Origin of the sequence: Sulfuricaulis sp. (assembly GCF_024653915.1) — a bacterium.
Classification (GTDB): Bacteria; Pseudomonadota; Gammaproteobacteria; order Acidiferrobacterales; family Sulfurifustaceae; genus Sulfuricaulis.
On record NZ_JANLGY010000016.1, the window covers coordinates 1 to 25,454 of the forward strand.

A 25,454-nucleotide genomic window follows, 5' to 3' on the forward strand; every position below is an offset into this window, starting at 1 on the left:
CCATAACATACGCGCCCTTCTGACCATTCCCCGGTAGCTCAGTCGGTAGAGCAAGTGACTGTTAATCACTGGGTCGGCGGTTCGAGTCCGTCCCGGGGAGCCATTTCCTTTATTTCATTACCCCAGAATTCCCGCACCGGCACGGGCAACTTGACCATCTTCGGATGGTTTGACGCCGCTCACGCCAATGGCTCCGACGATCTGATCTTTCCAGATCAACGGAACGCCCCCCTCCGACGCCAGGACACCAGGCAGATTGAGCACGCGCTGCTGACCATCGGCCAGCATCTTTTCCCATTCTTTGGTTGGTCGCTTGAATGCGATGGCCGCCTTGGCCTTCTGAATGGCAATTTCAACGCTGGCAAATTGGGTGTTGTCGAGACGGTGCAAACAAATCAGGTGGCCGCCGTCATCAACCACGGCGATGACGACGGGCCAGCCTTGTTTTAATGCCTCGGCTTCCGCCGCTGTGACGATCTTCTTGGCAGTTGCAAGTGTTAATGCGGCTTTTTCAACAAGCAAATTATTGTCCGGCATTGCTCTTCTCCTTTATGAATAACGGATAAGATACCGGGAAGAAGAGGCGATGCAACCGGTGCAGCGCAAAACCTCCGGGTTTGTGAATTTCTGTCCTGCCGTTGCCTGATTTCTCAATCGAGTATAACTGCCACAACATGCTCATCATCCGTCTAATCGGCATCATCTTTCCGGTATTCGCCATCATCGCGATTGGCTATCTCTACAGCCGCTGGCGTCAGCCGGACATGACCACGGCGAACCAGATCAATATGATGATCCTGCTGCCGGCACTATTATTTCACGTGCTCTCCAGTAAAGACTTTCAGCTCGGCGAGTACGGATGGCTGGCACTGGGTGGCGTTACCGTGGTCCTGGGCTCGGGCCTCTTGGCGCTGCTGGTATCGAAGACCGCGCGCCTCTCCTACAAAACCTTCGTGCCCCCAATGATGTTCTCCAACGCCGGCAACATCGGACTGCCATTGGCGGTTTTTGCCTTCGGCGAGAAAGCCCTGCCGGCAGCGGTAGTGTTGTTTCTGGTCGAGAACGGCCTGCATTTTACCCTCGGGGCTTACATCATGAATCACCGCGCGTCATTCATGAAGGTGCTGGCGCAACCGATCGTGATTGCCACACTCGCCGGTATTTCTTTCAGTCTTATGGATTGGGGAGTTCCCCAGCCACTGGGCGAAACCATCCGCATGTTGGGCCAGGCTTCCATTCCATTGCTGCTGTTTGCCCTCGGCGCACGACTCACGCAGATTGATTTCACGGAATGGCGCATCGGCTTACTGGGGGCCGTTCTCTGCCCACTGACCGGCGTAGTAATAGTTCTGCTGGTACGGCCATTCCTGGATTTGACGCCGCTACAGACAAGCCTGTTGCTGGTGTTCGGCGCTCTGCCACCGGCCGTACTCAATTATCTGGTCGCCGAACAATATCAACAGGAACCAGGCAAGGTTGCCTCCATTGTGCTGATTGGTAACCTTGCTGGTATTGTCAGTTTGCCGATCGCGCTGGCCTTCGCGCTGTCATAAACAAGACAAAAATCTGAAACCACGGGGGACACGGGGAACAAAAGCAGCAAGAAAAAACGAGAAGCTATTCATATCTTTGAATATTTTTCCCCGTGCTCCCCGTGGTTTAAATTTCATTGGTCGAAACCGCGATTTTTCGACTTACACGCCGGTGCCGCGCGAGATGCAGCGGTGTCCAGGAGTTCGGAACCCTGAATACGAAGTTGTAACGCGCTACGTGGTAACTTGGATCGAATCCATAGAAATTAAGTTTCATGCGCTCCAGCTCTTCGGTGCGATAATGTAAAAGTGACTTGCTTGTTTCATCCTTCGTGCGTTGCAGTTGTTTCTCCTTTAGCTGCGTTTCATGTGACACATCTTCGGCAAGCGCCGCCACGATGGACTCTACTTGCGCGACAAAGTCATCCGCATCCTTGCCGAAACAATCATCGATAAGGCCGCAACGTTTGGCCGCTTTGGCACCGAGCGGGAGACGGTTCTCCATGATCTCACGACCTCGCTCCCCTACACGCCGGGGTAGGAGATAAGTCCAGTATTCAGATCCGTAAAGATTTCCCATGTTCTTGTAGTGCGGGTTGAGCACCACGCCCGTGCGCGCATAAATCCGATCCGCCGCCAGGGCCAGGAAGGCGCCGCCGGCACCGGCATTGCCGCGCAAGGCAGCAACGGTCAGGTGCGTGTCAGTCATGATAATGGCCTCCACGAGGTCATCCATCGCGTTGATATTGCGCCAGGATTCATCGGCCGGGCTGCTGGCGGCTTCGATACTGTTGAGATGAATCCCGTTCGACCAGAAGTCATGCCCGCCCATCAGGACAATCACCCGGGTTGGCCGCTGACGAACCTGTTTGTATGCCTCGAGCAGGCGCCGACACTGCTCGGTGCTCATCGCACCGTTGTAAAAGTCAAAATACAGATAACCTGCTTCGCCCATCTCTTCATACCAGATTTCCTTATATGTTTTGCGGTCACGAGAGAATTCCAGCGAAAGTGAAACTTCTGGCACATGCGCTAATATTTCATTCAGAACAAGCGTGGCAGGGAGCTTAAAAGTTCTTTCTCCTGGGGCGATCTTTTTCAAATGACCTATCCATATCGCCCCATCGCGTGTCGCGCGGCAGAAGGCGCCATGCCGGCGCGCAATAATCTCTCCGGCTTTGCCGCGCAGGCTGTCTTCTTCGCAGGCATCATATAAATGAAAAAGCTCTTTACCGAGCCTGTCAGTCACGCCCGGCGAGCCGTCCGCAGAGTTAATTTTTCGTAACACAGTTCGGGCATCATCCGTTGACCAGTCAATTTGACGGTCAGACTGGTTCATCAGCGGATGCCATTGTCCCCGGACATCTGCTTGCCCGGCACCGGGTGATAAAGGTACGTAATCACCACGGCTAAAGCGCTCAATCGCCAGCAGCACTGCCGTGACAGCGGCCTCGGTTACTTCATTCCGGTACAAGCTGCTTTTGCGTCCTTCACGCATCCTGAAATTGACCGAGGCCCAAACCGGGCCGGCGTCCATCTCGCCATTGGCTTGCAGCACAGTGACGCCCCACTCCGTCGCCCCGTTCAGGATCGCCCAATCGAGTGCCGAGGGACCACCATCACCGACAATGCCAGGGTGCACCACCAGACACAGGTGGTTGCGCCAGATTTCCTCCGGAATGGCACGACGAAGATACGGAGCGAAGATAAGGTCTGGCTGAAACAAACGTACCGCCTCGACTGTTACGACATCATTGATGTCGTACTCAATCGATACGTCATGTCCGCGTTCCGTCAACTCGACATACAAACGTTGCGTAAGACTATTAAAACTGTGCGTGAGGAAAAGGATACGCATGCATCATCCGCCCACAACAACATTCGCCGAGGTATTCTTCTCTTCTGCTCCAATCACCGCCTCATGGCGACGATACTTGTAATAGGCCGCACAGGCGCCTTCTGAAGACACCATGCAGGAACCAATCGGATTCTGCGGCGTGCAGACCGTGCCGAATATCTTGCAGTCAGTGGGCTTCTTCACGCCGCGCAGAATGGCGCCGCATTCGCAAGCTTTGTTCTCATGAACAGGTTTTTGCACTAACGGAAATCGGACTTCGGCATCGAAGGCAGCATAGTCTTTTTTGATGCGCAAACCGCTATAAGGAACAACTCCCAGGCCGCGCCATTCGAAAGAGCGCCGCAGCTCGAAGATCTCGGCCACCAACGTTTGTGCCTTGATATTGCCTGCATGCGTAACGCCGCGGGTGAACTGGTTTTCCACCTCGGCACGACCTTCGTTCAGTTGTCGCACGAGCATGCCGATCGCCTGCAACACATCGAGCGGTTCGAAACCGGCGATCACCACGGGGCGTTGGTATTCCTGCGCAAAAAAATCATAGGGCCGGCTGCCGATGATGGTGCTCACATGGGAAGGCCCGATGAAACCGTCCACGCGCACATTCCCGAGTTTGCGCACGTCAGGTGAGTCCAGGATGCTCTGGATGGCGGACGGCGTCAGCACATGATTGCAGAATACGCTGAAATTTTTCAGCCCCAAGCCTTCCGCCTGCTTGATGGCCACGGCTGTCGGCGGTGTTGTCGTTTCGAACCCGATAGCAAAAAAAACCACTTCCTTGTCAGGATTGTCCTGGGCAATCTGGATGGCCTCGGCGCAGGAGTACACCATGCGCACATCGCGCCCCTGTGCCCTTGATTTCAAAAGACTGCGTTTGCGCGAGCCCGGCACACGCAACATATCGCCATAACTGCAAAGAATTACATCCGGCACTTCGGCCAGCTCGATCGCCATGTCCAGGCGACTGATCGGCAGCACGCATACCGGACAGCCAGGACCGTGCACGAGATGCACGTTGGAAGGAAGCAAATCCTGAACACCGTAACGGAAGATGGCGTGGGTATGGCCGCCACAAAATTCCATGAGGCTGTACTCGCGCGCCGGGTCCACCTCCGCGGCGAGATCGGCGGCCAGTGCGGTGGCTACGCGCCTGTCGCGAAATTCATTGATGTACTTCATACGGCCTTGCGTCAAGATGGCGGGCAATCTGGTCAAAAAGCTCCAGCGTCTTTTCGGCCTCTTCTGCGTTCAGGCGCGTGATGGCGAAACCAACGTGGACGATGACATAATCACCAACAGCCACATCATCCACCAGCATGAGCGAGATGGTGTTACGAACACCACCAACCTCCACCTCGGCACAGTCATTGTCGAGTTTTTGCACTACCTTCGCCGGAATCGCCAGACACATGCCTCAAGTTCCTCCGCTTTATCCATACCTGCAGCACGGATATACCTAATCTAAGGCACATGATCGTTTATCCACAAATAGCGACTTTGACCCATGTCAACATTGCCGCCCCTGGCGCATGGCTTGAGCCTGTCACACGCCTGAATATCAAAGAGAACGGCCCGCACATGGGAGAAAATTCTTCGGTATAATCACGCGCCGCTTGTCAGGGAATCTGCACACTGCTGACTGTTCCTGCCGTCTGTATAACAAATGGAAAATCCATACTTAAACAATTTCAGGAATTTTTTTACTCGCAAGCGCTTGCGTCTTTTTCTGTTGTCTCTGGCCCTGCTGTTGTCAGGGTTTGCGCTTTATCTCGACATTAGCGTGCGCATGCAGTTCGAAGGTAAACGCTGGGCCATGCCGGCGCGGGTCTACGCACGTCCTGTCGAGCTTTATTCGGGCATGAAACTGCGACCGGAGCAATTGGCGATGGAATTGGCCATGCTGGATTACCGTGCGGTGGACGACCCTCAAACCCCCGGGAGTTACCGGCGTCAAGGTGACGAATTCACCATTATCACGCGTCCGTTCACGTTTTGGGATGAATCCCAGGCAAGCTTACCGTTGCAGGCTGATTTCAACGGCGTCCGCCTTAGTGCTTTAACAAATCGTGCAACCGGCAAACCGGTGACATTGGCGCGACTGGATCCCGTGTTGATTGGCGGCATTTATCCGGCACACAACGAAGATCGCGTGTTGGTGAAATTCGATGAAATACCGCCGCATCTGATCAAAGGCCTGATCGCCATCGAAGATCGGCAATTCTATACGCATCATGGATTTTCCGCGCGCGGCACGGCGCGCGCGCTGGTCTCAATACTAAGTGGCGGTGGTGTGCAGGGAGGCAGCACCCTGACGCAACAGCTTGTGAAGAATTTCTTTCTGACGCCCGAACGCACGCTACGACGCAAGTTCACGGAAGTGATGATGTCGATGCTTCTGGAACTGCATTATTCAAAGGACGAAATCCTGGAAGCCTACGCGAATGAAATCTATGTCGGTCAGGACAGCAATCGCGCCATTCATGGTTTTGGGCTTGCCAGCCACTTTTATTTTGACCGCCCGCTTTCACGCCTTGATCTTCCGCAGGCCGCGCTGCTGGTGGGTTTGGTTAAAGGACCCTCTCATTATGATCCGCGCCGCCAATCTGCCCGCGCACTGGCGCGGCGCAACCTGGTGCTGCAGGAAATGCGAAAAATGGATTTCATCACCCAGGCACAATATATCGCGGCCCGCTCCACCCCGCTGGGAGTGGTGGAAAAGGCCCCCGAAGGGACGTCGCTCTATCCCGCTTTTGTAGAACTTGTGCATCGCCAGTTGCGGCGCGACTATCGCGAGGAAGACCTGCGTTCCGAGGGTTTACAGATATTCACCACGCTGGACCCGCTGGTGCAGACCAGCGCCGAACGCGCGCTCACCGTCCGCCTGTCACAACTGGAAAGAGACCGACGTATTCCGCCGAGGACACTGGAAGGAGCGGTCGTGGTCAGCCATTCGCAAAATGGCGAGGTGCAGGCGCTCGTGGGCGGCCGCAACACACGATTCGAAGGTTTCAATCGCGCACTCGATGCCACGCGCCCGATCGGGTCTTTAATAAAGCCAGTGATTTACCTGACTGCGCTTGAACGTCCGGACTCCTACACATTGGCGACCTTGCTCGACGACAGTCCGCTCGTCTGGCGCGAACGTGGGACCAGCGACTGGGAGCCGCAAAACTATGACAAGGAATTTCACGGTAAGGTGCCGCTGCGCGTGGCACTTGCCAATTCCTATAATGTTTCCACGGCACGCCTGGGCCTGGCGCTGGGAGTACGCCAAGTCATGGAAAATGCACATCGACTCGGCGTTGAACGCGACCTGAATTTCTACGCATCGAGCCTGTTGGGCGCAGACAGCCTGAGCCCGCTGGAAGTTACCCAAATGTACCAGGCATTTGCCAGCGGCGGATTTCGTGTGCCATTACGCGCAATTCGCGAGGTGCTGATGTCGGACGGTCAGCCATTGCAACGCTATCCGCTCTCGGTGGAACAGGTAATTGAACCGGGGCCGGCCTATCTGGTGACCCATGCGCTACAGATGGTGGTGCAGGAAGGGACAGCCGACGCGCTTAAAAGATATCTGTCCCCTGATCTGCGTCTGGCCGGAAAGACCGGCACCACCAATGACTTGCGTGACAGCTGGTTCGCAGGTTACACCGGCGATCGTTTGGCAGTCGTGTGGGTAGGCCGTGACGACAATCAACCGATTAACATTACCGGCGCTGGTGGCGCCATGACAGTGTGGGGTGAGATGATGGCACGCTTGGATCCAGACCCTCTCACCCCGCCGATGCCGGAGAACATTGAAATGATACAGGTCGATTCCGTCACCGGGCTGCGCGCGGACGGGGGTTGCCAGGGATCTGTCGAGCTACCCTTCATCCGCGGCTCGGGACCGACAGAAGCGGCGCCCTGTGCCGCGCACGCACCTGCACGTTCCCTCAAAAGCTGGTTCGAGAGGTTATTTGAATGAAGAAACAGTTTTCAAAAATTCTGTTTTTTATCGCGTCGGTGTTTCTGACGAGCTGCGCCGGATTTCTTCCGGCACCGGAGGACCAACCCGTGTCGGATAACAGCGCCGTGGTGGCTTTGATGGACACGGCAAGAGCCGACATCGCCAAGGGAAATCTTGATGCCGCCGTGGCGCCCCTGGAACGGGCGCTGCGCATAGAACCGCACAATGCTCTCTTGTGGCAAGGACTCTCCAAGCTGCGCTTGCAACAAGGGCAGTATCAACAGGCGGAAGGTTTGGCGGCTCGCTCTAACGGTTGGGCAGGAAGCAACAAGGCTTTACGGGCCGAAAACTGGCGTATTATCGGTGAAGCGCGCCTCAAACGCGGCGATCACCAGGGTGCGCAGGCAGCCTTCGACAAAGCGGCCACGCAACGAAACTAATGCCGACATTTCCACTCCATATCAATTGAATTCTGTGCCTGCGTTGTTTCGAATTCCGTATTTGCCATAAAATTATGCAATGATTCGATTCTGTTGGCTGCTCGTGCTGTTTCTTTTTCTGACGGGTTGCGCTACGCCGGAAGCGGAAGTACTGAGCAAAGCTGAATCGTTCCCGCCCACGCTCAGCGTTGAAGTGTTGCTGGACCGCCCCACGCGACCGCACAAAACCATCGCCATTCTGGGAGACATCTATGGAGGTGCTCCGGAAGAAGTGAACGAGCGGCTTGCGCGCAAAGCACGGGAAATCGGCGCAGACGCCATTGTCATCGTCAGCGTCCATGACAAGACTGCCACCCAATGGCTGCTCGATGATCACTATTATTATCCCCACGAAGCGCACTGGCCGCGCTATCGGCCCGTAAGACATTCTTATCGGGTTGTCCGCGCCAAGGCGATCAAATATCTCGAATGACCTCCAATCGAACCATCTCGCAGGCAGGGCCATGTTGAGAGGGGTAGGCGCCCTCGTTGCCGTCTACTGTCATATATAAGCAAGGGTTCATACCCTGTCGATCGGCCCGCTATCCGCCACTGGCGCCATTTATTGCCCAGGGCACACTGGGTGTGAAATGGTTAGAACGGAAAACCTGGGCCTTTTTTACTCAACCCCCATATACTTCTTGTAAGCCGCCGTCCGTCAGCAGATGGATACCGCTGGTGCAGAAATACGGTCGGATTAGTTGTTATTCACGAAGCTTTGGGCAATTCTGTTGTCGCAATAATTACTACGGAGGGTGATTAATGAGCACTGATACGCTTCTCGTTATCCTGCTGGCATGGTCAGTGGCTGGACTGTTGGCAGCCATTGCCTTCGGCAAGACCATTCGGGAAACTTCGCCGGACGAAGATGAGGGCCTCGCCTCCTCCGCCGGCACGATCAAATATATTCGCAGAAACAAAGAAAAGGCTCGTGATACTTCGGTGGATTTGCCGGCCTCGCCTGACACCACCAAAAAACGCATCTCAGGTTAGATTTTACGGGCCGTTCCCTGCGTTCGCGGGGAACGGAGATCCCGGCAACATGTTCTTGTTTATACTCCACGATAAAGTAATACGCGGTCGCTTTCCCGCATAGGGATTGACGGAATGCACCAGCTGGCTGGGGAATATCAGCATGGTCCCGGCCACCATGCCAGGGAAAAACGGCGTGGTCATGCAACCCTCCTGATGCTGACAGCAATTACGCAACCGCGGGTCCACAAAACAAAAACGGCCTGAATGTGGATCTTCCGGATCCTCATCGCCGGTGTCCAGACAATAGACCACGCTTGCCGTTGAGCGCAGATGACTGTGCGGCAGGCAGTAATCGCCTGTTCTATAAACGTTAGCCCAGCTCAAATCGACAACCGATTGCTCGCAGTCGAGCGCCTTGCGGAACAGCGCCTTCGCCCGCGCGGTAATCAACTCGGCCTCGGTACTGACCCACTGCTCCAGGTTATGGATTTTCGTGCCACACGCGCCGCGAAAATAGCGTTTGCGCAAACGGTGGTTTTCCTCGAGCTCGAGAATCTTGGCGATAAGGCGCGGGTGATATTCCTGGGTGTCCGCAAAGCTGACTTTGTGGATAGTGGGATCGCCGCAGACTTCCGATTTGCAGTCGTCAGGCCACACCTTGATGACTTTCATGCCAAGATGGATAGTTTCGTCGCTCATGAGGTCCCTGCGCCTTGCATTCTCTGACAGAGTATTTTGTCACGCAAAGGCGCGTGAGAAAATCCTGCTTGAAATAGATCAACCAGTTTCGAGCGTCACAAACGCAACCGCATGATCCAGTTCGTCCGCGAGACTGATATGGGCGACACCAATGGATTTTTCCTGCATGAACTGTCGCGCCCGTCCGCGGAACTCCAACAGTGGCTTCCCCTGCGTATCATGGGCAACTTCAATGTCGTGCAATTGCACACCATTGCTGAATCCCGTGCCCAGGGCCTTGGCAGCCGCCTCCTTGGCAGCAAAACGGCGCGCCAGAAAATTGGCCTTATTGTTGTTCTGGTGATATTCGCGCAACTCATTCGCGGTAAGAATGCGCTCGGCAAACCGTTCGCCGAAGCGGTCCAGGTCCTCTTGCATGCGCGCCACACGCACAATGTCGGTGCCGATTCCAAATATCATTGCGCCACAGCCTCATGCATCAAACGTTTCATTTCGCGAACGGCCTCCGGCAAACCGGTAAACAGAGCGCGGGCAATGATGGCGTGACCGATATTCAGTTCCGTAATACCCGGAATCGCGGCAACCGCCTGAACGTTGCGATAATTGAGGCCGTGACCGGCGTTAACCTGCAACTTGAGATCGAGTCCTTGCTGCACCGCCTGCTCGATACGCACCAGTTCCTGTTGGCCCGATTCGCTGGAGTCTGTTTCCGCATAACGGCCGGTATGAATTTCTATTACCGGTGCACCGGTTTTGACCGCCGCTTCGATCTGGTCCGAATCCGCATCCACAAATAGCGACACGCGTATCCCGGCATCGGCCAGCTTGGCACAGACACCCGTAATCTTCTTAAGACCGCCGACGACATCCAATCCGCCTTCGGTCGTCAGCTCCTGACGTCTTTCAGGAACGAGGCAAATCTCGTGCGGGCGGATGCGGCAGGCGAACGTGACGATATCGTCGACTACTGCCATTTCGAGATTCATGCGTGTCTGGATCAGACGCCGCAACAACTCGACATCCTGCTCCTGAATATGCCGACGATCCTCACGCAAATGCAGCGTGATGGCGTCAGCGCCCGCCTGCTCTGCTTCCATCGCCGCCTGAATAGGGTCGGGATACTGCGTGCCGCGCGCCTGGCGCAAGGTTGCCACGTGATCAATGTTAACGCCCAGCTTTATCAAGTCACATCTCCACGGCAACCAGGGGAACAACACGCCGAAACAGTTTTCGGCTGTGCAACGGTCGGTCGCCCAGATGGCGCGCCAGCGCCGCGCGCATAAGCGCTTTAACGTCACGCAGGGTTACAGGATCACCCAGGCTTTCCTGTGCCAGCGCCAACAGACTGGACCCCCGTATCGGCACACCTTCCGTAGGCCGATTCAGCTCCGGGTATGCCAGGCGAACCGGTCCGCGATCAAGAATGTAATCATACATGGCCTGCTTATCGATCGGAGTTCTGTCATCGATGTCCTGATCCAAAACAAGCCCGTATCCCAGTTCGCGCAATAGATTTTTTTCAAAAATTCGCAGCACGGGTTCATTCGAGTCGTCCATCCTCAACTGTTGCAGTGCCGCTTGATACGCGTCAAATAATGAGTTGTGCGGATCATGGCGGTGTAACAGTCGCAACAATACTTCATTCATATAGAAACCACAGTACAACGCGGAACCTTCGAGCGAATAGCCCGGCCCATCCATTTCGGCGCCCGTCAACACGGCAAGCTCGCCCTTACCGCTCCAGCCGATGAGCAATCGCTGAAAAGGCTTCAAGACTCCGCGCAGCCGGTTGCTGGCGCGTCGCGCTCCTTTGGCGATTAATCCGATGCGCCCATGGTTGGCCGTGAAGACCTCCAACAGCAGGCTCGTTTCGCTATAGTCATACTGGTGCAGGACAAAGGCAGATTGCTGTTGAACACGCATCGATCAGGTCTCGTCAGAGTAACCGAGACTGTGCAAAGCGCGCGCGCTGTCAGACCAGCCCTCACGCACTTTCACCCACAGATGAAGGTGCACCTTGGCGCCAAAAAGCTTCTGCATCGCCAAGCGCGCACGGCTGCCAACGGTTTTAAGACGCTGACCGTCTTTCCCGATCAGGATGGGCTTCTGTCCCTCTTTTTCCACCCAGATAGTCGCATCGATATGAAGCGCCCCTTTCGTGCGTTTGAATTGTTCAATGCTCACTGCCGTCGCATAAGGCACTTCCTGCTGGAATCCCCGGAATATCTGTTCGCGGATGAGTTCCGACGCCAGAAAACGCTCTCCACGATCAGAGATTTGATCCGCGGGATACAAGAAAGGCTGGTGCGGAAGATGCTTGAGAATGACATTCTCCAGATCGTCAGCGTTGGCGCCGGTACGCGCCGAAACCGGCACGATCTCGGCAAACTCCGCTTTACGGTTGGATAGCTCCATGAGTGGCAGCAGCTTGGAGCGATCCTTGAGTTGATCCAGTTTGTTGATAACCAGGATCACGGGGATGCCTTGCTTGACCACCAATTGGAGGGGGTATTCATCTTGCTTGGTCCAACCGCTGGCGGCAATCATCAGCACAATGCAATCCACGCCCTGCAAACTGGCACCGGCCACGCGATTCATATGGCGATTCATCACACCTTTATTATCCGCGTGCAAACCCGGCGTATCCACATACACAATTTGTGTATGGTCAGTAGACTTGATGCCCAGCAACCGATGACGTGTCGTCTGGGCCCGGGATGAGGTAATGCTGATTTTCTGCCCAACCAAACGGTTCAAGAGCGTGGATTTACCCACGTTCGGACGTCCTGCAAGCGTCACAAGACCGCTACGTGTGGCTGCGTCAGACATCAGAGTTGGCGCAGCTGGTCGAGGGCCTGAGCCGCTGCTTCCTGCTCGGCATGACGGCGGCTGTTGCCTTCGCCGCGCACGGGTTGATCGAGCAACGTTACCTGGCATTCGACCACAAAACTCTGATTGTGCGGTTCGCCGGTCACATTCCGGACTAAATAGGTGGGTGTTGGCAGAGAGAGTTTTTGCAAATATTCCTGCAGCTGCGTCTTCGGATCCTTGGGAATGGAATGCGGATCCAGCACTGCCAGTTTGTCACGATAGAGATGCAGAATGACGCGTGTGACTTCAGTTATCGATGCATCCTTGCAGATAGCGCCGAATACCGCCTCGAGAGCGTCTGCCAGGATCGAATCGCGGTCATATCCACCGCTCTTGAGCTCGCCTTCGCCCAACTTGAGGTAATTTCCAAGATCGAGGTCGCGAGCCAGCGCCGCCAGCGTTTCCTTCTTGACCAAACTGGCGCGTAAACGCGTCAGCTCGCCTTCATACAGGTTCGGATAACGATTATAAAGCTCGGAGGAGATGGCAAAACCCAGAATGCTGTCGCCCAGAAATTCGAGTCGTTCATAGTTGGCAGCGCTCTTGCTGCGATGGGTCAAGGCTCGCTCGAGCAGCTCGGGCTGCTGGAAAGTGTACGCCAGCCGGCGCGCGAGCTCGACAGACGTCTTATTCTGAGCCACGGACCTCGATGCTGTGATCAAAAGTAAGTAGCGCGGATATATTCAGCGCAATAGGAGTCACCGATTCATAATTGATGCGTATAACCTTGTTTCTTCCTTTTGCTGTAACAGTGAGTGAATTAGAAAGATCGAAATTATCCGCACTATCAATTTCAAGCCGTTTGCGGATGGCTTCCTGGATATCCCGCATAGTCATCGTACCGGCATCGGGTTGCCGACCCAGACTTTCCAGCGCACTTTTCACCTTGAAATCGCCCAGATAGGGCGGAATCATTTTGAAGAGCAGGAAAAGAAAAAAAGCCATGGTGCCGAGCACGAACAACATGCTCCACATGCTCATGCCCGATTGGCGTTTGGGAACTTGCATCTTCATCTCCTTCAGAAATATCAAGTCAGATAAGAGAATTCAATTAATCGAATTGCCGATACGGTTCCAGACAACGCGTTCCCAGAACCATTTGTCCTGTGCAGCCATGTCCCAGCTGAACCAGATCAGGAAAGCCTTGCCCACCAGATTCTGGTTTGGCACAAAACCCCAATAACGGCCGTCGTTGCTGTGATCGCGATTATCGCCCATGACGAAATATTTCCCCTCGGGCACCACAATCTCCGGCAGTGGAGGATCCAGCCGGTTTGTCGTCAGGATGTCATGTTTCACGCCATTGAGGCTCTCCGTCAACCGCAGCGCCTCACCCTGGGCGTCTCCTCCCGAAGCAAAAAAGTACGGCCGTCCATCAGACTGTTCCATCAGCTTGCCGTTGATATAGATCTTCTTATCCTTATATAGGATATGGTCGCCAGGAACGCCAATGACGCGCTTTATATAGTTAATCGAAGGATTTCCCGGGAACCGGAAAACCGCTACCTCCCCCCGCTTCGGCTGGCCCGCTTCCAGAATCTTGTTGTTGGCCACGGGCAGGCGCACCCCATAGGAGAACTTGTTCACCAGAATGAAATCACCGATATAAAGACTGGGCAACATCGAGCCGGAGGGAATGCGGAAGGGCTCCACCAGAAATGAACGGATAAAGAATACGATCAGGATGACGGGGAAGAAGGCGCGCGCGTATTCCACATATATAGGCTCCTTGCGCGCCAATTCCGCTGCTTCGGCTTTGCCGGCCTCTGACAACGCTCTGGCACGCTGTTCGCGACCTGCCGACCACAACCAACGGTCGAGACCCCAGACAGTCCCGGTGCCCACCAGAATCAGCAGCATGATTAGCGCGAAGTCCATGGGATTATTTCCGGTCCACACGCAAAACGGCGAGAAAAGCCTCTTGTGGGATTTCCACGGTGCCAAACTGTTTCATTCTCTTCTTCCCTTCTTTCTGTTTTTCCAGCAGTTTACGTTTGCGCGTCGCATCGCCGCCATAGCATTTGGCGGTCACGTTCTTGCGCAGCGCCTTGACCGTCTCGCGCGCGATAATTTTGGAGCCAATCGCCGCCTGAATGGCGACATCAAACATCTGCCGTGGAATCAATTCGCGCAGCTTGCTAGCCAGCTCACGTCCACGGTACTGGCTCTGCTCACGATGTACAATCATCGACAGGGCATCCACTTTATCGCCATTGATCAGCACGTCAAGTTTGCACAGTTCAGAAGGCCGAAACTCGACGAAATCGTAGTCGAACGAAGCGTAACCGCGGCTGACGGACTTAAGCCGGTCAAAGAAATCCAGCACAACCTCGTTCAGTGGTAATTCGTATATCAACATCGCCTGACGTCCGTGATAGGTCATGTCCTTCTGGATGCCGCGCTTTTCCACGCACAACCCGATGACATTGCCGACATATTCCTGTGGCACAAGAATGGTAGCGCGGATAATGGGTTCGCGGATTTCAACGATTTGGGACGGGTCCGGCAGCTTCGCCGGATTTTCCACGAGCAGCGCCTCGTTCGCCGTCACCACTTCGTAGACCACCGTCGGAGCAGTGGTGATAAGGTTAATCCCGTATTCGCGCTCAAGCCGCTCCTGGATGATCTCCAAGTGCAGCATACCGAGAAACCCGCAGCGGAAACCAAAACCAAGCGCCTGCGATGTTTCCGGCTCGTAGTGCAGCGAGGCATCGTTAAGCTGAAGCTTTTCCAACGCATCGCGAAAGTTCTCGTATTCCGAGGATTCCACCGGGTACAGCCCGGCAAAGACGCGCGGCTTGATCTCCTTGAAGCCTGGCAATGGCTTGTCCGCCGGACGATCCACGTGCGTGATGGTATCGCCGACGCGTGCGCTGCGTACGTCCTTGATGCCGGCAACGACGTAGCCCACTTCCCCGGGACCCAGCTCCTCCACCAGCTTGCGTTTGGGTGTGAAAATACCGATTTGCTCAACGAGATGATCGCGCTGCATCGCCATAAGGCGGATTTTCTCTTTGGGCTTCAACCTTCCATCCATGACGCGCACCAGCGATACCGTGCCGAGGTAATTGTCGAACCAGGAATCAATGATCAGCGCCTTGAGCGGCGCATCGGCACGGCCCTTCGGCACCGGAATGTGCCGGACAATGGCCTCCAGGACATCCGTCACACCCTCACCGGTCTTGGCGCTGGTGCGGATCGCCTCCTTGGCGTCAATGCCGATGATATCCCCGATTTCGTCGATTGCCCGCGCGGGATCAGCGGAAGGAAGGTCAATCTTGTTCAATACCGGCAGGATTTCCAGATCAAGCTCGGCCGCGGTGTAGCAATTCGCCACCGTCTGCGCCTGCACACCTTGGGAGGCATCGACAACAAGCAAAGCGCCTTCGCAAGCGGTCAGCGAACGCGACACCTCATAGGAAAAATCCACGTGGCCGGGAGTGTCAATCATGTTCAGGCGGTAAGTTTGGCCGTTACGCGCCTTGTAGTCGAGCGCGACGCTCTGGGCTTTGATGGTAATACCGCGCTCGCGCTCAAGGTCCATGGAGTCCAGCACCTGTGCCTGCATCTCGCGCGCCTCCAGTGCACCGCAAGTCTGGATAAACCGATCCGCCAGCGTGGATTTGCCGTGATCGATATGCGCAATGATCGAAAAATTCCGGATGAGTTCCTGGTTCCAGCTCATGAAAGTCGCGCTACCCCCACGGAAAGTCTCCGGTGGAAACCATCCGTGGCGAGGATATGAAAAAGGCGCCAAAGGCGCCCGGGATTAGGGTCTGTGTCAATATGATCAGGGCCGTGGTCAGTTGTTCACGTCCGCCCTGTTCGGCGTAGCATACCCTATTTCAGGGGCGGCATAAATGTTTCAGGGTGCAGGCCGTCCAGCACTGTCCAGGGCCAGAAACAGCGTCGCCATCCCGCGTCGCACCCGCAACACCGCGGGTCGCCCGGGACGCATGTGCGCCAGGAGCCGGCGGAACCCGTCAGCATCCGTGACACGTTTGCCGTCTACTTCCAGAATCACATCGCCCTGACGCAAACCGGTATCGCGCGCACGACCTTCCTCGACGTCATTCACGCTCGCGCCGTGATCGATATCCAGCTCTCGCCGTTGCTGGCCCGTGATATCCCCCAAGGAAAGCCCAAATCGCGACTGACGCTCTGGGCGGTCCTTCTTGACTGTTGGCCGTGCCGGAAATTCTTCCTTAAGCTCACCCAACGTCACGACAACGGTTTGCAAGGCCTGATCACGTCTGAACACGCGAAAACGCGCATGCGTACCCGGCATTGAAAGTCCGACCAGGGCCGGCAAATCGGAAGAATGGTTAACGACCTTGCCTTCGTACTCCACCACAATATCGCCGGCGCGCAGATCGGACTTTGCCGCCGGACTTTTGGGAAGAATATCCGCCACCAGGGCGCCACGTGGTGTATTCAGACCATAAGCGCTTGCCAATGCCCGCGACACATCCTGCAAACTCACGCCGAGCCATCCGCGACGCACCCTGCCCTCGCTTTTGAGTTGCGAGCCAATGGTCATGGCGGCATCGATGGGAATCGCGAACGACACACCCGTGAAACTTCCGGTGCCGCTGTATATCTGTGAATTCACACCGACAACCTCGCCCTTCAGGTTGAATAGCGGGCCACCGGAGTTGCCGGGGTTGATGGGCACATCCGTCTGGATGAATGACACATAATTTTCATTCGGCAGTGTCCGCCCTTTGGCGGAAACGATGCCGGCGGTGGCTGAACTGTCGAAACCAAAGGGCGAACCAATGGCCAACACCCATTCACCCACCTGAAGCTTGTTGGCATCACCGATGACGATCGTGGGCAATCCGGTGGATTCGATTTTCAACAACGCGATGTCGCTGCGTCGGTCGGAACCCACCAGATGTGCGCTGAATTCACGCCGGTCGTTCAAGCGCACCAGTATTTCACGCGCGTTCTCGATGACATGCGCGCAGGTAATGATGTAACCATCAGAACTGATGATGAATCCCGACCCTAATGAATTCTCCTCGGTAGGTGCCGCGCCCTCGCCGAAATTACGGCGAGTAAAATCACGCGCGCTGCCGTCCTCTGGCGCAGGATTTTCCGCTGAAAAACCGGCTGGCTTCAGCTCGCGCGTGACGCTGATATTCACTACTGTGGTACCGTTCAGGCTGACCAACCGACTGAAATCCGGCAGCCCACGCTGTGCGGCCGCCAGCGGAGCCGAGAGGAGCAGAAGGAGAAGAGCTGAAAAACGAAAACTTGTCATTAAACAGGATTTCAATATAACCACGATCCTTCTTATAGTAGTAAGAAATCCTCACATTTGTATTTCTGTAATCCTGCTTAGTCCTGTTAATCCTGTCTATTCTATTGATTCGCCACCGGTGTCACCGATCCGCCAATCAGGGCGATGGTTTCCGCCGGGACCTCACCGACCGTCGTAACCTGATAATCATCAATGCGTGAGCCCAGCGCGTTCACCGCACCCATGCGACTGGGTCCCAGCATGAAAGGCTTGGTGTCTTCGCCGCGCTTCTCCACAAACACAGACACCGCCGCCAGTCCATCCGTGTACACCAGATGCTCTACCGGGCGTTTTCGCATTAGCGTCTGGCGCGAAATGTGAGCGGAAAGCCGGAAGCCTTTGGGCAACTGCGCCGCCATCCAACCGGGTTTGGCCGGAATCGTTTTAAGATCCTCCTCTTCCCGGTGCCAGACCATGTCTTTTCCGGCCACACCGGGCATGAGCGCCGAGGCGGGAATTTTTGTTCCAATATTGATGTGCGTGAACATGAATTGCTCGAGAATCTTGCCTTGGGTATCAAGGAGATCGGCTTTCAGCAACAGACCGGTCTCCTTGTCCGCCCACAGATGATATCCATAGCGATACTGGTCGATCGGTTTAACAATCACGAGTTGGGCCGGCCGGCCGGTAACGCGCTCCACGTTGCCCAGTCGTATTGCATAGTAATCATCAAGGTCCTGGATGCGCTCCGGCAATATGGCCGGGAAGGTCTGCTTGTCTGCCTTGCGGAATTCCACCATCACCGAGTTTTTGTCCGGCCAGTAACAGGTCACTTCATGCTGGTTGCGGATGATTTCACGCGGCGCGCCGTTAAGGGACACGAGCCGCTCGTGGGCTGCTCCATTTTCCACTTTGTGGATGATGCGCATGGCCTCAAGCTGGGTCTCGTGCTGATAAACAAAAACGCCTTCGTAATCGAGCATGCGGGCCGCCTGGTTGATTTTCATCAGCCAGTCATGCGCGGTGTCACCGGCCAGGGCGGCGGTGCTGAAAACCAGACAGACAGGAAAAAAGAGGTGACGGGAGAGCGTACGGAGGTTCATTTAGCAGGATTATCATAACCAACGACGCGCACGTAAGGCATCATTCCACCGATGCCGGAGGACGAGGCAAATTCATTATGCTCGACCAGGAAGGCGTTCAACGCGCTCACCGCTTCCGGTTCCTTTTGCTGCATGTCCCAGCGCGTGGTACCGGCACGGATGATATTTTCCGGCGCAGGCTGAACGGCCGCCAGCGGCGTCACCGGTGACGATGCGGGGCGGTTAAACCACTGAACGCTCGCGATAGCGATGGCTGCCACGGAGGCGGCGATGGCAAATGTTCCGGCATAGCGGGTAATTTTCTGGCGCGGGAAGGAACCGGTGCCGGCGGGCTCCATGCCGATTTGCACCGCCACGCGCTCCGCCATGTCGCGCGGGATTAGCACGTCCAGATCCTGATGCAGGGCTGAGCGCAGCAGATGGTAACGCTCCCAGGTCCGGCGCAAGTCGGCATCCTTTTCAAGAGCCGCCATGACGCGGCGTTCATCCAGATCATCGAGTTCGTTATCCACCAGTGCGGACAACTTTTCTTTCATGTCTTCGGTGTTGCTCATATTCATCTCTCCAGCAAAGGACGCAATTCCTGATCGACCGCTTCGCGCGCGCGAAAAATGCGCGAGCGCACCGTGCCGATCGGACAATCCATGACCTGTGCGATCTCCTCGTAACTCATGCCATCAATCTCGCGCAAGGTGATCGCCGTGCGCAGGTCTTCCGGAAGCCCTTCGATTACCCGGTGCACGGTATTGGCAATTTCGTCCGTCAGCATCTGTCGCTCCGGTGTCGCCTGCTCGCGCAGGCTGGAACCGCCGTCGGCCAGCTCCGCAATTTCAATTTCCATGTCCGTTCCGGGCGGGCGACGTCCTTTCGACTCCAGATAATTCTTCGCCGAGTTCACGGCGATGCGGTACAACCAAGTATAGAACGCACTCTCACCTCGAAACCCGCCGATGGCGCGGTAGGCCTTGATGAGGGCCTCCTGCGTCACGTCTTCCACCTCATGCCGATCGCGCACGTAACGCGAGATCAGCTTGGCAATCTTGTGCTGGTATTTCCGGACCAGCAGGTCGAAGGCGGTTTTGTCGCCCTTCTGCACCCGTACGACCAGCTTCTGGTCAATGCTTCGCTCGCTCATGGGGTTTGAACCCCCTGCGCATGACGGGGCATACCGAAACTGATTGACTGCCAGAAATGGCCGAAGTTCGCTGGCAAAGCCTGAAAAAAAGGGGATTTCTTGTTCAATTTTCCGTCCCTGAAGCTGCGTTGGCCCGATCAGTGCGGGCCGACTCGTGTGATAGGATATCGTAAACGTCACCAACGTGTCCTCCCCTCGCCCACATCCCGCATGACCACATCGCAGTCGTCCGATGTCCTGATTATCGGCGGCGGAGTTGCCGGCCTGAGCCTCGCCCTGCGAATTGCGGATCAGGCACGCGTCACCATTCTGGCCAAGGCCGCGCTCACCGAAGGCTCAAGCCTGTACGCCCAAGGCGGTGTCGCCGCGGTATTGAACGGCGAAGAAGACAGCTTTGATTCTCACATCCAGGACACGATCAACGCCGGCGCCGGCCTGTGTCACCGGGACACGGTGGAATTCACCGTGCGTGAAGGACCGGCGGCGGTCAATTGGCTCATCGAGCGCGGTGTGCCCTTCAGTCGCGAGGAACATCCGCACAATGGCCTCGAATATCACCTGACACGCGAGGGCGGTCACAGCCACCGCCGCGTGATCCATGCCGCTGACGCCACCGGCCGCGCCGTGGAAACCACGCTGGAAGGTCTGGTGCGCCGTCACCCCAATATCACGCTGCGTGAAAATCACATTGCCATTGACCTCATTACCAGCCAGAAACTCGGTCGCTCGGAGGGCAATCGTTGTCTGGGTGCGTACGCGCTCGACAAGGAAAGCGGCCATATCCTGGCCTACAGTTCCCGATTTTTGGTGCTGGCTGCGGGCGGAGCGTGCAAGGCCTATCTATATACAAGCAATCCGGACACATCCACGGGCGATGGCATTGCCATGGCCTGGCGCGCCGGCTGCCGCGTGGCCAATATGGAGTTCGTGCAGTTCCACCCGACTTGTCTCTATCACCCGCGCGCCAAGTCTTTCCTCATTTCCGAGGCAGTCCGCGGCGAAGGTGGCAAGCTTACGCTCCCCGATGGCACGGCCTTCATGCAGGATCACGATCCGCGCGGTGAACTGGCCTCACGCGATATCGTCGCACGCGCCATCGACTATGAGATGAAACGTGGCGGTCTCGATTACGTGCACCTGGATATCAGTCACAAGCCGGCGGATTTCATCAAGGAGCATTTCCCGACGATTTATCAACGCTGCAAGGATTACGGTTACGACATCACGCGCGCGCCGATCCCGGTGGTGCCGGCGGCGCACTATACCTGCGGCGGAATCATGACCGACCTGTCCGCCCGCGCCGACCTGGCACAGCTTTATGCCGTCGGTGAATGCTCTTTTACCGGCCTGCACGGGGCCAATCGCCTTGCCAGCAACTCCCTGCTGGAATGTCTGGTGTTCGCCAAAGCGGCGGCCGACGACATCCTGAAGCAACTACCCGCCGCCGGCCCGGTTCCGGAAGGCTTGCCGGCGTGGGACGAAAGTCGCGTCACCGATCCCGATGAGCAGGTCGTGGTCTCACATAACTGGGATGAACTGCGTCGCGGCATGTGGAGTTACGTCGGCATCGTGCGCACCACCAAGCGCCTGCAGCGCGCGCAACACCGGGTGAACATGCTGAAAGAAGAGGTACGGGAGTTCTACAGTAACTTTAAAGTTACCAACGATCTTATTGAATTACGTAATTTATTATTGGTATCGGAATTGATCATCCAGTCTGCACTCGCGCGCCGCGAATCGCGCGGGCTGCATTTCACGCGTGACTTTCCTCAGCCCAGATCGGGCGCCCCACAAGACACCATACTTACGCCGCCACCGCCTGAAGTTTCAGGGCGACGCGCCAACGCCTGAACGACTCCGGCTCGACCGCATCTGCGGCAATCGCCAGATTCACCGGCCAGCGGTGACCTTCCAGTCGCAAACTCATCAGTGTTACCCCGGGGTGCACCAACCGGCTTGTGATCCGGGCCGGCAGCCATGTATCGCTCCCCGCCATACGAACCGAGGCCATGCCTTCATTATCCAGTTCGATCGCCTGGATGCTCAAGGGCCCAGAGCGCCAAGCATGGGTGATCAAAGAATAATAAAGGCTCGATCCGAGTAGGGCCCAAAGAACCATGCGCAACCACCAGGGAACAGGTACGGCAGCCACTAAAGCCATCGCACCCAAGTGCGCAGCCAAAAATATCCCGGCCAATAGATAGGAAACTTTTATGTTTAAAATCAGGTTAGTTTCTGATTTTTGCGACAAGTTGCATTAACTCTTTTTCAGGTGGTTTTTGGCTCCCTTGCAGATAGGCAAGGAGGGTTTGGTCCGATGTGGTCAAAAGTTTTTCAAAAGCATCCTGCTCGTCGGAGGTGAGACTGGCATAGCGCTGGTCGAGGAATTCCTTGAGGACCACGTCCAGTTCCAGCAATCCTCGCCGGGAGCGCCAGCGCAACCGGTCATATCGACGCGCGTCGTTTGCGCTTCGGCTTGCTCCCTTCTCCCCCGGCGGGAGAAGGGGTGGGGATGAGGGGGAAGGAGACTTTTCCGTCACAAGACGCGCTTCGCCAGCATCATCTTTATATGCCCGATGGCCTTGGCCGGGTTCAGTCCCTTGGGGCAGACTTCGGTGCAATTCATGATGGTATGGCAACGGAACAGCTTATAAGGATCTTCCAGATCGTCGAGGCGCTCGCCGGTGGCTTGGTCGCGACTATCCGCCAGAAAACGCCAAGATTGCAGTAAGGCCGCCGGCCCCAGAAACTTATCGGGATTCCACCAGAATGACGGGCAAGCCGTTGTACAACAGGCACAAAGTACGCACTCGTAAAGACCGTCCAGCTTGTCGCGGTCTTCCGGCGCCTGTAGCCGCTCAATCTCCGGCTCCGGATCATGATTGATCACCCAAGGCTTCACCGCCCGGTAGGCGCTGTAAAACTGGCTCAGGTCCACAATCAGGTCACGCACTACCGGTACACCCGAGAGCGGCTTTAGCTCAATCGGCTGCCTCAGGCTATCCAGCGGGGTGATGCAGGCCAAGCCGTTGCGGCCATTGATATTCATTCCGTCTGACCCACAGACCCCCTCTCTGCAGGAACGCCGGAATCCGAGGCTGTCATCCTGTTGCTTGAGCAACAGCAGCGCATCCAGCAACATGACCGCCCCACTGTCATCGGACAGCTCGTAGGCCTGCATACGCGGCTTTTTGTCGGTTTCGGGATTGAAGCGATAGATCGAAAATCGCATGCGTTGAGTTTAGCCGTTTGTCCTACCCTGTGAAACACCGGAAAACCCGGCATTTACTACCCGAAACAGCCCGGAATACCAACCAGTAATCCCCATGTTTCCCGCCTTTGGTCGGCCCAAGGCGGCTCGCTCCCGGAACTACGCTAATAATTAACACATCAGACACGGAAACAGCTCCAGAGAGAGCGTTTCCGTGTTTCACATTGGGAGAGAGCCATGGAAATTCTGCACGCCTTAATCGTCTGGCCGGACCAGCTGTTGTTGTCCCTGCTGCTTCTGTTTTTCATCGCTGTCCCAATACTCTACGGCGCGCGCCAGGCGATGCACAGCCTGCTGCATGCCATGTTCCGCGCGGTCAGCAATCCGCTGCGCCTGATGTCACGCTGGCTGTTCAAGTCAGCCGATGCGCTACGTGAGCGCAACAAGCTCGTGCTGTTGTCACGCGGACGCGAAGAGGTCTCGCTCAACATCGTCAAGGAATTCGACCGCGTCACCAGCCTGGTCGAACGCGACCTGCACGGTTACCCGGCGCTGCAGCGCAAGCTCATGGACGAGATCACGCGCATCGAGGAGGAATTCCAGAAATGCGGTGAAGTACCGCCGCCGCCTCCGGAATGGACCAAGGCCGTGGCCGCCATCGCCAAGATCAAACCCTCTGGCGATGGGCTGGTGGAACGGATACTGGAAGACATCAGTAACTCTATTGATGATGTCTACGACAAAGTTGTCGCCGAGTACCGCGAGTCATCCAAGCAACGCCATAATATTCTCAAGAACTTCATGCCGTTCTGGCGCTCAGTCGACCGCAGTCTGAAACGGGTCGACAAGGATCTCACCGGCATGCAGCAGAGCGCCGCCAAGATCGACGAGCAGGTTGAGAAGTTCAAACAGATCCATGCCAAGAGCGAAAATGCCGAACATTCGCTGACCTCCTCCTCCACAATCCTGTTCGTGATTTCGCTGCTGGCGATCACGATCGCCGCCGGTGGCGCGTTCGTGAACTTCTGGCTCATCGAGCGTCCGATGGCCGCCATGGTCGGCGGGTCCGAATACATCGTCGGCGATATTCAGGCATCTTATCTCGCCGCTATGGTGATTATCTTCTTCGAGACTCTGATGGGTTTGTTCCTGATGGAGTCGCTGGGCTACACCCATCTGTTCCCGCTCAACAACCTCAACAATCGCATGCGGCGCTGGCTGGTATGGATTTCCTTCAGCATCCTGCTGATTCTTGCCGGCGTGGAAGTAGCGCTGGCAGTCATGCGCGACTTGATCATTTCGGCTGATATCGCGCTGAAACAGGAACTGGCCGGTGGCAGCGCTGTTACCGCCGCAGTAGCCAATTCCTGGGCGCTCGATATTCCCAAGGCGGCTCAGATGATCCTCGGCTTCACCCTGCCCTTCGCGCTGGCCTTTGTGGCCATCCCGCTGGAGTACCTTATCCATTCCGGGCGCACGGTGTTCGGCGCATTGCTGGTACTTTCCATCCGTGCGCTGGGTTTTGCCATGCGTTTCATTTCCACGATGGTGCACCAGATCGGCAAGGGCACTGGGTACCTTTATGATGCCATCATCTTTCTGCCACTGATCATTGAGCGCGCTGTGATGAATCGTGGCCCACGCCAAGCCACACTGCCACCGGGCAGTTCAGGCGGCATGGCCGCCTTATCCAAACACGGGGAGCATGTACTGTGAGCCGGCGCTTCTGGATTATTCCTGTTCTGGCGTTAAGCCTGTTCGCCATCTCCTGCGCTGACCAACGTACCCACGCACAAGCGGTCTACATGCTGGTGGACACCTCGGGGACTTACTCCAAAGAACTCGACAAGGCCCAGCGCGTCGTGAGCTACATGCTGGGCACGCTGAAGGCCGGTGATTCCTTCGCCGTGGCGCGGGTCAAGAGCCGCAGCTTTTCCGAGAAAGATATTATTGCCAAGGTGTCTCTGGGCAAAGACCCGATGCAGATGAACAACCAGAAGCGCGAGTTCGCGCACAAGGTCGGCACCTTCAAGGCCGACCTCAAAAAAGGCAGCGCCTACACCGACATCACCGGCGGCATGATCCAGGCCTCGGAATTCCTGAACGAGACCGGCGCCGGACAGAAAACCATCCTGATTTTCTCCGACATGCAGGAAGAGCTGGACTACAAAACCGTGCGCGATTTTCCGATCGATTTAAAAGGCATACGCATCATCGCGCTGAACGTCACCAAGCTCACCACCGACAACGTTGATCCGCGACGTTATATGGGGCGTCTGGAATGGTGGGAAAAGCGCGCCCGCGACGCCGGGGCTTCAGACTGGAAGGTGGTGAACGATCTGGAGCATCTGGAGCGCATCTTTAAGGGCCGAGGATAAGAAATGTCCTATGAGTTCGGTG

The 25,454-nt window shown here is 56.1% G+C and carries 28 protein-coding genes and 1 tRNA gene; 9 read left to right on the forward strand and 20 right to left on the reverse strand.

Annotation, left to right across the window (positions count from 1 at the left end):
* Positions 1-27: 27 nt before the first annotated feature.
* Positions 28-103: transfer RNA gene (locus NUV55_RS08505), tRNA-Asn, on the forward strand.
* Positions 104-117: 14 nt separating this feature from the next.
* Here NUV55_RS08505 and NUV55_RS08510 read toward each other — a convergent pair.
* On the reverse strand, positions 118-537 hold the full coding sequence (locus NUV55_RS08510) for a heme-binding protein (protein WP_296672049.1): 420 nt from the start codon (positions 535-537) through the stop codon (positions 118-120).
* Positions 538-674: 137 nt separating this feature from the next.
* Here NUV55_RS08510 and NUV55_RS08515 point away from each other — a divergent pair, with 137 nt between their 5' ends.
* Positions 675-1,553, forward strand: a complete 879-nt coding sequence (locus tag NUV55_RS08515; RefSeq protein WP_296672052.1) for an AEC family transporter — start codon at positions 675-677, stop codon at positions 1,551-1,553.
* 106 nt (positions 1,554-1,659) lie between these two features.
* Here NUV55_RS08515 and NUV55_RS08520 read toward each other — a convergent pair whose 3' ends face one another.
* Genes NUV55_RS08520 through NUV55_RS08530 form a run of 3 tightly spaced genes read right to left on the reverse strand, consistent with a single transcriptional unit; the run spans position 1,660 to position 4,798 of the window.
* Positions 1,660-3,390, reverse strand: a complete 1,731-nt coding sequence (locus NUV55_RS08520) for a hydrogenase maturation protein (protein WP_296672054.1) — start codon at positions 3,388-3,390, stop codon at positions 1,660-1,662.
* 3 nt (positions 3,391-3,393) lie between these two features.
* Positions 3,394-4,566 carry a hydrogenase formation protein HypD gene (gene hypD / locus NUV55_RS08525; RefSeq protein WP_296672056.1) on the reverse strand — a complete coding sequence of 391 codons (1,173 nt, stop codon included), beginning with the start codon at positions 4,564-4,566 and terminating at the stop codon, positions 3,394-3,396.
* The gene (locus tag NUV55_RS08530) at positions 4,550-4,798 is read right to left on the reverse strand and encodes a HypC/HybG/HupF family hydrogenase formation chaperone (RefSeq protein WP_296672058.1); all 249 of its coding nucleotides are present in this window, start codon (positions 4,796-4,798) and stop codon (positions 4,550-4,552) included. Before NUV55_RS08530 ends, hypD begins: the two co-directional genes overlap by 17 nt.
* 252 nt (positions 4,799-5,050) lie before the next feature.
* Here NUV55_RS08530 and mrcB point away from each other — a divergent pair, with 252 nt between their 5' ends.
* The 4 genes from mrcB (at position 5,051) to NUV55_RS08550 (ending at position 8,808) form a co-directional block, all read left to right on the forward strand.
* The gene (gene mrcB, locus NUV55_RS08535; RefSeq protein WP_296672060.1) at positions 5,051-7,354 is read left to right on the forward strand and encodes a penicillin-binding protein 1B; all 2,304 of its coding nucleotides are present in this window, start codon (positions 5,051-5,053) and stop codon (positions 7,352-7,354) included.
* Entirely contained in the window at positions 7,351-7,776 is a 426-nt protein-coding gene (locus NUV55_RS08540; protein WP_296672062.1) for a tetratricopeptide repeat protein, read from the forward strand. The genes mrcB and NUV55_RS08540 overlap by 4 nt, the downstream gene beginning before the upstream one ends.
* A 79-nt stretch (positions 7,777-7,855) precedes the next feature.
* Complete coding sequence (locus NUV55_RS08545) at positions 7,856-8,248, forward strand: DUF1471 domain-containing protein (protein ID WP_296672064.1); 393 nt, start codon at positions 7,856-7,858, stop codon at positions 8,246-8,248.
* Between the two features lie 329 nt (positions 8,249-8,577).
* Positions 8,578-8,808 (forward strand): hypothetical protein, encoded by a 231-nt coding sequence (locus tag NUV55_RS08550; RefSeq protein WP_296672066.1) that lies wholly within the window; start codon positions 8,578-8,580, stop codon positions 8,806-8,808.
* A gap of 3 nt (positions 8,809-8,811) precedes the next feature.
* Here the strand turns inward: NUV55_RS08550 and NUV55_RS08555 are convergent, their stop codons facing one another.
* From NUV55_RS08555 to rpoE, 13 genes are all read right to left on the reverse strand, one after another.
* Complete coding sequence (locus NUV55_RS08555; RefSeq protein WP_296672068.1) at positions 8,812-9,489, reverse strand: putative 2OG-Fe(II) oxygenase; 678 nt, start codon at positions 9,487-9,489, stop codon at positions 8,812-8,814.
* Positions 9,490-9,567: 78 nt separating this feature from the next.
* Positions 9,568-9,948: a holo-ACP synthase gene (gene acpS, locus NUV55_RS08560; RefSeq protein WP_296672069.1), complete on the reverse strand. Its 381-nt coding sequence runs from the start codon at positions 9,946-9,948 to the stop codon at positions 9,568-9,570.
* Positions 9,945-10,673 (reverse strand): pyridoxine 5'-phosphate synthase, encoded by a 729-nt coding sequence (pdxJ, locus tag NUV55_RS08565; protein ID WP_296672071.1) that lies wholly within the window; start codon positions 10,671-10,673, stop codon positions 9,945-9,947. The genes acpS and pdxJ overlap by 4 nt, the downstream gene beginning before the upstream one ends.
* 1 nt (position 10,674) lies before the next feature.
* Positions 10,675-11,412: a DNA repair protein RecO gene (gene recO / locus NUV55_RS08570; RefSeq protein WP_296672072.1), complete on the reverse strand. Its 738-nt coding sequence runs from the start codon at positions 11,410-11,412 to the stop codon at positions 10,675-10,677.
* Positions 11,413-11,415: 3 nt separating this feature from the next.
* A complete protein-coding gene (era, locus tag NUV55_RS08575) occupies positions 11,416-12,318 on the reverse strand; it encodes a GTPase Era (protein WP_296672074.1) in 903 nt (300 codons plus the stop codon).
* On the reverse strand, positions 12,318-13,001 hold the full coding sequence (gene rnc, locus NUV55_RS08580) for a ribonuclease III (RefSeq protein WP_296672075.1): 684 nt from the start codon (positions 12,999-13,001) through the stop codon (positions 12,318-12,320). Before rnc ends, era begins: the two co-directional genes overlap by 1 nt.
* Positions 12,988-13,368, reverse strand: a complete 381-nt coding sequence (locus NUV55_RS08585) for a DUF4845 domain-containing protein (protein ID WP_296672077.1) — start codon at positions 13,366-13,368, stop codon at positions 12,988-12,990. The genes rnc and NUV55_RS08585 overlap by 14 nt, the downstream gene beginning before the upstream one ends.
* Before the next feature lie 39 nt (positions 13,369-13,407).
* A complete protein-coding gene (gene lepB / locus NUV55_RS08590) occupies positions 13,408-14,238 on the reverse strand; it encodes a signal peptidase I (RefSeq protein WP_296672078.1) in 831 nt (276 codons plus the stop codon).
* A gap of 4 nt (positions 14,239-14,242) precedes the next feature.
* Positions 14,243-16,045 carry a translation elongation factor 4 gene (gene lepA / locus NUV55_RS08595; RefSeq protein ID WP_296672080.1) on the reverse strand — a complete coding sequence of 601 codons (1,803 nt, stop codon included), beginning with the start codon at positions 16,043-16,045 and terminating at the stop codon, positions 14,243-14,245.
* A 180-nt stretch (positions 16,046-16,225) separates the two neighbouring features.
* On the reverse strand, positions 16,226-17,626 hold the full coding sequence (locus NUV55_RS08600) for a Do family serine endopeptidase (protein ID WP_296672081.1): 1,401 nt from the start codon (positions 17,624-17,626) through the stop codon (positions 16,226-16,228).
* A 101-nt stretch (positions 17,627-17,727) separates the two neighbouring features.
* On the reverse strand, positions 17,728-18,708 hold the full coding sequence (locus tag NUV55_RS08605) for a MucB/RseB C-terminal domain-containing protein (RefSeq protein WP_296672083.1): 981 nt from the start codon (positions 18,706-18,708) through the stop codon (positions 17,728-17,730).
* The gene (locus tag NUV55_RS08610; RefSeq protein WP_296672085.1) at positions 18,705-19,262 is read right to left on the reverse strand and encodes a sigma-E factor negative regulatory protein; all 558 of its coding nucleotides are present in this window, start codon (positions 19,260-19,262) and stop codon (positions 18,705-18,707) included. The genes NUV55_RS08605 and NUV55_RS08610 overlap by 4 nt, the downstream gene beginning before the upstream one ends.
* 2 nt (positions 19,263-19,264) lie before the next feature.
* A complete protein-coding gene (rpoE, locus tag NUV55_RS08615) occupies positions 19,265-19,843 on the reverse strand; it encodes an RNA polymerase sigma factor RpoE (protein WP_296672087.1) in 579 nt (192 codons plus the stop codon).
* Positions 19,844-20,053: 210 nt separating this feature from the next.
* Between rpoE and nadB the strand changes: the two genes are divergently transcribed.
* Entirely contained in the window at positions 20,054-21,694 is a 1,641-nt protein-coding gene (nadB, locus tag NUV55_RS08620) for an L-aspartate oxidase (RefSeq protein WP_296672088.1), read from the forward strand.
* Here the strand turns inward: nadB and NUV55_RS08625 are convergent.
* The 3 genes from NUV55_RS08625 to NUV55_RS08635 form a co-directional block, all read right to left on the reverse strand.
* Entirely contained in the window at positions 21,648-22,004 is a 357-nt protein-coding gene (locus tag NUV55_RS08625; protein WP_367280388.1) for a hypothetical protein, read from the reverse strand. The genes nadB and NUV55_RS08625 overlap by 47 nt on opposite strands.
* Positions 22,005-22,071: 67 nt before the next feature.
* Complete coding sequence (locus tag NUV55_RS08630; protein ID WP_296672091.1) at positions 22,072-22,383, reverse strand: succinate dehydrogenase assembly factor 2; 312 nt, start codon at positions 22,381-22,383, stop codon at positions 22,072-22,074.
* Positions 22,380-23,075, reverse strand: coding sequence for a succinate dehydrogenase iron-sulfur subunit (locus tag NUV55_RS08635; RefSeq protein ID WP_296672093.1), 696 nt, complete (start codon positions 23,073-23,075; stop codon positions 22,380-22,382). Before NUV55_RS08635 ends, NUV55_RS08630 begins: the two co-directional genes overlap by 4 nt.
* Before the next feature lie 216 nt (positions 23,076-23,291).
* Between NUV55_RS08635 and NUV55_RS08640 the strand changes: the two genes are divergently transcribed.
* Together NUV55_RS08640 and NUV55_RS08645 are read left to right on the forward strand one after the other, a co-directional pair.
* Entirely contained in the window at positions 23,292-24,770 is a 1,479-nt protein-coding gene (locus tag NUV55_RS08640) for a hypothetical protein (RefSeq protein WP_296672095.1), read from the forward strand.
* Positions 24,767-25,432, forward strand: coding sequence for a hypothetical protein (locus NUV55_RS08645; protein WP_296672098.1), 666 nt, complete (start codon positions 24,767-24,769; stop codon positions 25,430-25,432). The genes NUV55_RS08640 and NUV55_RS08645 overlap by 4 nt, the downstream gene beginning before the upstream one ends.
* The last annotated feature ends 22 nt before the right edge of the window (positions 25,433-25,454 follow it).

Coding starts and splice junctions, on each gene's coding strand:
- NUV55_RS08605 (WP_296672083.1), bottom strand. CDS start 18,708: ATGAACCTCCGTACGCTCTCCCGTCACCTCTTTTTTCCTGTCTGTCTG.
- lepA (WP_296672080.1), bottom strand. CDS start 16,045: ATGAGCTGGAACCAGGAACTCATCCGGAATTTTTCGATCATTGCGCAT.
- NUV55_RS08600 (WP_296672081.1), bottom strand. CDS start 17,626: ATGACAAGTTTTCGTTTTTCAGCTCTTCTCCTTCTGCTCCTCTCGGCT.
- hypD (WP_296672056.1), bottom strand. CDS start 4,566: ATGAAGTACATCAATGAATTTCGCGACAGGCGCGTAGCCACCGCACTG.
- NUV55_RS08585 (WP_296672077.1), bottom strand. CDS start 13,368: ATGCAAGTTCCCAAACGCCAATCGGGCATGAGCATGTGGAGCATGTTG.
- mrcB (WP_296672060.1), top strand. CDS start 5,051: ATGGAAAATCCATACTTAAACAATTTCAGGAATTTTTTTACTCGCAAG.
- rpoE (WP_296672087.1), bottom strand. CDS start 19,843: ATGAGCGAGCGAAGCATTGACCAGAAGCTGGTCGTACGGGTGCAGAAG.
- NUV55_RS08625 (WP_367280388.1), bottom strand. CDS start 22,004: ATGGCTTTAGTGGCTGCCGTACCTGTTCCCTGGTGGTTGCGCATGGTT.
- NUV55_RS08550 (WP_296672066.1), top strand. CDS start 8,578: ATGAGCACTGATACGCTTCTCGTTATCCTGCTGGCATGGTCAGTGGCT.
- NUV55_RS08545 (WP_296672064.1), top strand. CDS start 7,856: ATGATTCGATTCTGTTGGCTGCTCGTGCTGTTTCTTTTTCTGACGGGT.
- NUV55_RS08540 (WP_296672062.1), top strand. CDS start 7,351: ATGAAGAAACAGTTTTCAAAAATTCTGTTTTTTATCGCGTCGGTGTTT.
- NUV55_RS08520 (WP_296672054.1), bottom strand. CDS start 3,390: ATGCGTATCCTTTTCCTCACGCACAGTTTTAATAGTCTTACGCAACGT.
- NUV55_RS08510 (WP_296672049.1), bottom strand. CDS start 537: ATGCCGGACAATAATTTGCTTGTTGAAAAAGCCGCATTAACACTTGCA.
- lepB (WP_296672078.1), bottom strand. CDS start 14,238: ATGGACTTCGCGCTAATCATGCTGCTGATTCTGGTGGGCACCGGGACT.
- nadB (WP_296672088.1), top strand. CDS start 20,054: ATGACCACATCGCAGTCGTCCGATGTCCTGATTATCGGCGGCGGAGTT.
- NUV55_RS08635 (WP_296672093.1), bottom strand. CDS start 23,075: ATGCGATTTTCGATCTATCGCTTCAATCCCGAAACCGACAAAAAGCCG.
- NUV55_RS08555 (WP_296672068.1), bottom strand. CDS start 9,489: ATGAGCGACGAAACTATCCATCTTGGCATGAAAGTCATCAAGGTGTGG.
- acpS (WP_296672069.1), bottom strand. CDS start 9,948: ATGATATTTGGAATCGGCACCGACATTGTGCGTGTGGCGCGCATGCAA.
- era (WP_296672074.1), bottom strand. CDS start 12,318: ATGTCTGACGCAGCCACACGTAGCGGTCTTGTGACGCTTGCAGGACGT.
- NUV55_RS08610 (WP_296672085.1), bottom strand. CDS start 19,262: ATGAGCAACACCGAAGACATGAAAGAAAAGTTGTCCGCACTGGTGGAT.
- NUV55_RS08515 (WP_296672052.1), top strand. CDS start 675: ATGCTCATCATCCGTCTAATCGGCATCATCTTTCCGGTATTCGCCATC.
- NUV55_RS08530 (WP_296672058.1), bottom strand. CDS start 4,798: ATGTGTCTGGCGATTCCGGCGAAGGTAGTGCAAAAACTCGACAATGAC.
- recO (WP_296672072.1), bottom strand. CDS start 11,412: ATGCGTGTTCAACAGCAATCTGCCTTTGTCCTGCACCAGTATGACTAT.
- NUV55_RS08640 (WP_296672095.1), top strand. CDS start 23,292: ATGGAAATTCTGCACGCCTTAATCGTCTGGCCGGACCAGCTGTTGTTG.